This window comes from Streptomyces sp. NPDC059900, from assembly GCF_050270335.1.
Classification (GTDB): domain Bacteria; phylum Actinomycetota; class Actinomycetes; order Streptomycetales; family Streptomycetaceae; genus Streptomyces.
Map to the genome: position 1 here is coordinate 1 of NZ_JBNNJZ010000497.1, position 6,137 is coordinate 6,137.

7 protein-coding genes are annotated in these 6,137 nt (G+C 71.7%); 5 read left to right on the top strand and 2 right to left on the bottom strand.

What is annotated here, in order from left to right:
- The first annotated feature begins 193 nt into the window (after nucleotides 1-193).
- The 4 genes from ACQKIP_RS37200 (at nucleotide 194) to ACQKIP_RS37215 (ending at nucleotide 4,820) form a co-directional block, all read left to right on the top strand.
- A complete protein-coding gene (locus tag ACQKIP_RS37200) occupies nucleotides 194-1,387 on the top strand; it encodes an ROK family transcriptional regulator (protein WP_365854132.1) in 1,194 nt (397 codons plus the stop codon).
- A gap of 91 nt (nucleotides 1,388-1,478) precedes the next feature.
- A complete protein-coding gene (locus ACQKIP_RS37205; protein WP_365854130.1) occupies nucleotides 1,479-2,570 on the top strand; it encodes an NAD(P)/FAD-dependent oxidoreductase in 1,092 nt (363 codons plus the stop codon).
- A gap of 112 nt (nucleotides 2,571-2,682) precedes the next feature.
- The gene (gene mgtE / locus ACQKIP_RS37210) at nucleotides 2,683-4,050 is read left to right on the top strand and encodes a magnesium transporter (RefSeq protein ID WP_365854128.1); all 1,368 of its coding nucleotides are present in this window, start codon (nucleotides 2,683-2,685) and stop codon (nucleotides 4,048-4,050) included.
- Between the two features lie 140 nt (nucleotides 4,051-4,190).
- A complete protein-coding gene (locus ACQKIP_RS37215; protein ID WP_365854126.1) occupies nucleotides 4,191-4,820 on the top strand; it encodes a dihydrofolate reductase family protein in 630 nt (209 codons plus the stop codon).
- A gap of 3 nt (nucleotides 4,821-4,823) precedes the next feature.
- On the opposite strand, the gene ACQKIP_RS37220 is transcribed toward ACQKIP_RS37215, so the two are convergent.
- Together ACQKIP_RS37220 and ACQKIP_RS37225 are read right to left on the bottom strand one after the other, a co-directional pair.
- A complete protein-coding gene (locus ACQKIP_RS37220) occupies nucleotides 4,824-5,099 on the bottom strand; it encodes a hypothetical protein (protein WP_365854124.1) in 276 nt (91 codons plus the stop codon).
- Nucleotides 5,100-5,173: 74 nt separating this feature from the next.
- Nucleotides 5,174-5,584, bottom strand: a complete 411-nt coding sequence (locus ACQKIP_RS37225; protein ID WP_365854122.1) for a hypothetical protein — start codon at nucleotides 5,582-5,584, stop codon at nucleotides 5,174-5,176.
- A gap of 297 nt (nucleotides 5,585-5,881) precedes the next feature.
- Between ACQKIP_RS37225 and ACQKIP_RS37230 the strand changes: the two genes are divergently transcribed.
- Nucleotides 5,882-6,137: PepSY-associated TM helix domain-containing protein (locus ACQKIP_RS37230; RefSeq protein WP_427745151.1), on the top strand; the 256-nt coding region annotated here is incomplete at its 3' end.

The window sequence follows — 6,137 nt, forward strand, 5'->3', positions numbered from 1 at the left end:
GAGATCACGGACATGGATCCTCACGTTCAGATGGCGCCTTGAGAACATGCGGCAGCCAACACTCCCTTGGATCAGCTGTCAACACCCCGTTACTAGCGCCTATTTGAAAGCTCCGGGCTCGCTGATCGTGCTTCTTGGAAGGTTCCTGCTTCTTTCATTGACAGAGGAAAAGAACACCCCCTACGTTCCGGCCATGCGCTCGACGCCCCCTCCGATCGCCGTGGTCCCGGCACCCACACCTGCCGCCTCCCGGGTCTTCACCACGGTTCTCTCCCACGGCCCCCTCACTCGGACCGAGATCTCCCGGCGGACCGCGCTCTCCCCGGCCGCGGTCACCAAGGCGGTCCGGCCGCTGATGGCGGCCGGCTACCTCGTCGAGGGAGCCGACGAGGAGGCGCGGCCTGCCCTCGGGCGGCCCGCCACCCTGGTGCGGGTCGACGGCGGGCGGGCGCTGTTCATCGGGGTCAAGGTGACCGGCGACGAGATCATCGCGGTCCTCGCCGACCTGTGCTGCCGCATCCGCGTCGCCCGCCATCTCCCGGTCGCCGACCGCGGGCCCGGAGCGGTGCTCGCCTCGATCTCCGGACTCGCCCGGGAACTCCTCACGGAGGCCGAGGGGTTCGGCGTCGAGGTACGCGGGCTCGGCATCGCCGTCGCCGGCGACGTGGACCGCGCCGCCGGGATCGTGCGCTACTCGCCCTTCCTGGACTGGCGCGACGTACCGCTGGCCGAACTGGCCGGTGCCGTCAGCGGGTTGCCCGTCACCGTCGACAACGACGTCCGCGCGCTGACCGTGGCCGAGCAGTGGTTCGGTGCCGGGGCGGGCATCTCCGACTTCGCCCTGGTGACCGTCGGCGCGGGCATCGGCTGCGGGCTCGTGGTGCACGGCAAGGTGGTCTCCGGCGCGCACGGCGTCGCCGGTGAGATCGGCCATCTGCCGATCGACCTGCTGGGCCCGGCGTGCCACTGCGGCAACACCGGCTGCGTGGAGGCGATCGCCGGCGACGCGGCCATCATCCGCCGGGTGCGCGAGGTGACCGGCACGCCCGTCGCCGACTCCGCCGCGGCCCTGGACCTGGCGCACCGGGGCGATCCCGGCGCCCGCGAGGCCTACGCACGCGCCGGGGAGGCGATCGGCCGCGCCATCGGGGCCGTCGCCAACGTCCTCGGACCGCAACGAGTGATCATCTCCGGCGAAGGCCTGGCGGCGTACGACCTGTTCGCCGAGCAGATCCGCGACGCGTTCACCGCGTCCGCCTTCGGCACGGCCGCCCATTGCGAGGTGATGACACGTCCGCTGCCCTTCGAGGAGTGGGCGCGCGGGGCCGCGGCCACCGCCATCCAGTCCTTCATCGGCATAGACACGTACGAGGAGCAGGTGCGATGACGCAGCAGAGCTGCAGGGCCCATCCCCGGGGTTCTTGCTGAAACCGCAAGAAAGATTGCCGCTCCGGTCATGCCGGGCGCACGGTGTCCGCATGACTGAGAACAACGAGCGAGACATCGCTGCCGACGTGAACCCGAACGCGGACGTGGACGTGGACGTGCTGGTCATCGGGGGCGGCGCCGCCGGGCTTTCGGCGGCGCTGACCCTGGCCAGGGCCCGGCGTTCGGTCCTGGTGGTCGACTCCGGGGAGCCGCGCAACGCCCCCGCCGAGGGGGTGCACGGGTTCCTGTCCCGCGAGGGCCTCGCGCCGGGCGAGCTCCTGCGGATCGGCCGCGACGAGATCGCCGGCTATGGCGGGCGGATCGTGTCGGACCGGGTCACGGGAGTCCGCCGGGCGGGCGGGCGCTTCGTGGTGGACACCGCGGGCGGCCGCAGCCAGGGCGCGCGGCGCCTGCTGGTGACGACGGGGCTGGTCGACGAGCTGCCCGGCATCCCCGGCGTCCGCGAGCGGTGGGGCCGCGACGTCCTGCACTGCCCGTACTGCCATGGCTGGGAGGTGCGCGACGAGCCCATCGGCATCCTGGCCACCGGACCCGCGGCCGTACACCAGGCGCTGCTGTTCCGGCAGTGGTCGGCGCGGGTGACGCTGTTCCTGCACACCGCGGGCGAGCTGAGCGACGAGCAGTGGGAGCAACTGGCCGCCCGTGACATCGCGGTGGTCGACGGCGAGGTGACCGGCCTCGACGTCGCGGGCGACCGCCTCTCCGGCGTGCGGCTGGCCTCGGGCCAGCTTATTCCGGTACGGGCGCTGGCCGTCGCGCCGCGCTTCGAGGCGCGCGGCACCGTGCCGGCCGCGCTCGGCCTCGAGCGCGTCGACCATCCGATGGGCATGGGCAGTTACGTGGCGTCGGACGCGACCGGGTTCACCGGCGCCGAAGGCGTGTGGGCCGCGGGGAACGTCACCGACCTCACGGCCGGAGTCATGGTGGCCGCGGCCTCGGGGATGACGGCGGCGACAGCGATCAACGCCGACCTCGTGGCCGCCGACACCGCGGCTGCGGTGGCGGCGCGGCGTTCCGCCGATCTCTTCGGCCCGGCCGCCGAGGCGGCCAACTGCCGTCAGGTCATGGGGAAGCGACGGCACGGCATCGAGTCCGTCCTGGCGCGGGAGCAGGGGCGGTGAGCGGCCAGGAGGTATGACTCCGGTGCCTTCGCCGGGCCGTGTAGCCTTCAGCGGCGCGCTCCGTCCCCGGGCGCCCGTGTTGTGTCTCACCGTCGTGCCGAGGACCTGGCCCATGCCTCAGACGAACCTGACCGAAGAGCTGCATCCGGATCTCCCCGAGTCGTTGCAGGACATAGTCAAAAGCCATCAACTGCACGCCGCCCTGGAGTGGTTGGAGACCAACCCGCCGCATGTGATCGCCGACGAACTCGGCCGGATGGACACGGCCGACGCCGGCATGGCGTTCCGGCTCCTGGACAAGGACCGGGCCCTGGCCGTCTTCGAGGAACTGGAGCCGGTCGACCAGCAGCAGATCCTGGAAGGACTGCGCGATCACACCTTCCGGGAGCTCGTCGAGGGCATGGACCCCGACGACCGGGCGCGGATGCTGCGCGAGGCACCGGCCAAAGTCGCCAAGCGGGTCCTGGCCGGACTGAGCCCGAACGAGCGGCGGATGACCTCCGCCCTCCTCGGCTACCCGGAGGGCTCCGTCGGCCGCTACATGACCCCCGAGGTCGTCGCGCTCGGTCAGGACCTCACCGTGCAACAGGCGCTGGAGGTCGTACGGGAGGAGGGCGGTCGGGCCGAGACGGTCTACACGCTGCCCGTGGTGGACGAAGGCCGGCGCCTGACCGGCATCGCGGAGCTGCGCGAACTGGTGCTCAGCCCGCCGCAGACCATGGTCTCGGCGCTGGTCGTCACCGAACCGGCGTCCGTGTCCGCCACCGACTCGGCCGAGCGGGCGGCCCGCCTGATGCGCGAGACCAACGACCTGAATCTGCCGGTCGTCGACGGCGAGAACCGCCTCGTCGGCCTGCTCACCATTGATGACGCGCTCGAAGTCATCGAGGCGGCCGACACCGAGGACGTGGCCCGGCAGGCGGGAGCCGCACCCTGGGCCGGGCACTATATGGCCGCGACGGTGTGGCAGCTCGCGCGCTACCGGGCGCTGTGGCTGAGCCTGCTGCTCGTCGCGGCGACGCTGACCGTCAGCGTGACGCAGTCCTTCGAGGGCACCCTGGAGAAGGCCGCGCAGCTGGCGATGTTCATCCCGATGCTCATCGGCGCGGGCGGCAACGCCGGGGCCCAGGCCGCGACCGCCTGCGTGCGCGCCCTGGCCGTCGGCGAAGTGCGCGGATCGGACCTGCTCAAGGTCATATGGCGGGAGTGCCGGGTCGGTCTGGTCCTGGGCTCGCTGCTCGCGGTCCTCGGCGTGGTGGTGGGCGCGGTGTTCGTCAGCGCCAAGATCGCCCTGGTCGTCGGGATCACCCTGGTGGTCATCTGCGGCTGGGCGGCGACCATCGGCGGCACGATGCCGTTGCTGGCCAGACGGCTGCGGATCGACCCGGCGGTGGTGTCGGCTCCGATGGTCACCACGCTGGTCGACGCGACGGGTCTGGTCATCTACTTCATGACGGCGAAGGCCGTCCTCGGGATCTGACCGGCACGGCGTCCGCCGGACATCCGGCCGGTTCCTGCCGGTCCTGCTGTTCCTGCCGTGCGCGTGTCGATCCTGCCGTGGTCCGTTCGACGCAATGATGCAGAGCAGGACGCGCAGCAGGACACCGATGAGGAGCAGTCATGCCGAAGGTACGCGTGCACAACGTCACCGTCTCGCTGGACGGCTTCGCCGCCGGACCCCACCAGCGCCTGGACGAACCCTTCGGGGACAACATCGAAGGACTGCACGACTGGATGGTCGCCGCGATGCGCGACCGCGCCGAGGGCAAGACGGGGATCGACGTCGAGCAGATCGAGCGCAGCGAGCAGAACATCGGCGCCACCATCATGGGCCGCAACATGTTCGGACCGCAGCGCGGACCGTGGCAGGACGAGTCGTGGCGGGGCTACTGGGGAGAGAACCCGCCCTACCACCACGACGTGTTCGTGCTCACCCACCACCTGCGGCCCTCGCTGACCATGGAGGGCGGGACCGCCTTCCACTTCACCGACGAGCCCGTCGAGACGGTCCTCGGCCGGGCCTTCGAGGCGGCGGACGGCCGGGACGTACGCATCGGAGGGGGTGCGGCCACCGTGCAGCAGTTCCTGCGCGCCCGGCTGATCGACGAACTGCACCTGGTCGTCGTCCCGCTGCTCGTCGGCAGGGGCGAGCGGCTGCTGGACAACGTGGCCGACGGCATCGACGGCTACCGGGTGACCGAGCTGATCAGCTCCGCGACGGCCACCCACGCTCGCCTTGTCCGCCGCTGAGGATCACTCACGCGGTGCCGGGGCGGACTCCTCCGCGGCGTGCGCGTCGACCTGCCGCCCCACCTCGCGCGCCTCGTCGGTCAGCATCCGCAGTCTGGCCTCGGCCTGATCCGCGCGGGCCTGGAGGCGGGCGGTATCGTCGGCGATGACCTGGCAGGCCAGATCCATCGCGGCGTCCACGTCCTGCGCCGACGAGCGCTCCGCCAGCTCCTCCAGGGCGCTCTTGACCGCGGGGATGCCGCCGCGCTGGTGGATGTCGTTCCAGAACTCATAGTCCATCCGGGCAGTTTGCCGGATCGGCGTCCGCGGAGCGAACCGGGCCGGGAGGCACCAGAAAGCCCGGCTCGCCCCGGCTAGGCCCGCAGGCTCCGCATGACCTCGCGGCAGGCGGACGCCGCGCGTTCGGTGGCCTCCGAGCAGAGGCGGCAGTGCTCGTGCTGTGCCGCATGCTGCGCGCACAGCTGGTGGCTGTCGTCGCAGGCCATCACGCAGGCCTGCAACTGCGCCGCCAGCAGCCCGTGATCGGCGTCGGTGCCGCGCGTCAGGACGCGGCGGGTGGCGGAGGCCACGTCGGCACAGTTCAGGTCGCGGTTGACGGCGGCCCGCAACTCATCGGCCTCCTTCTCGGCGAGCATGCCGACCGCGCAGGCGGTGACGGCCTGTTCGCACAGGGCGAGGGCGTCGGCGGCGGTGGCCAGGGTCTGGTTGTCGAGGTGGTCGGCGCGAGAAGCAAGGCTGTCGAACAACTCGCGTGTCTGGAGCATCGCGTCTCCAACGGAGTCTTGAGGGGCCCGGTCCCGGCGTTTGCCGGCCCCGGGGATTCCCGGTCTCCCGACGCTAGTCCCGCCCCCGGCACCGGTGAAGGGCGCGGGCACGCCAATCGCCGCGCGCCCGGCCCCGCGGCGGGCGGTCCTCGCGGCAACGCCGACCCCCGCACGCGCCGGTGTGGCGCGCGTCACACAATCCCCGCGATACGGCGGGAACTCTTCCGCACCTCCGGCCGACTCCTGCACCGGCCCCAACGGCCAATTCGCGCCACCTTTCACCCGGGAGAGCAGCTCATGTCCGCCGAACCCACACTCCTGGCCCCGGACGAGGGGCAGGAGACCCAGGGGGCCCCGCCCTCCGCAGGACGGTCCGGATGGGCGTCGCTGCGTCCGCTCGTGCTGCGCCTGCACTTCTACGCCGGGGTGCTCATCGCCCCCTTCATACTCGTCGCCGCCACCACCGGGCTCCTGTACGCCTGCTCGTACCAGGCCGAGAAGATCGTGTACGCGAACGAACTACGCGTCCCCGTCGGCGAGAACAAGACAGAGC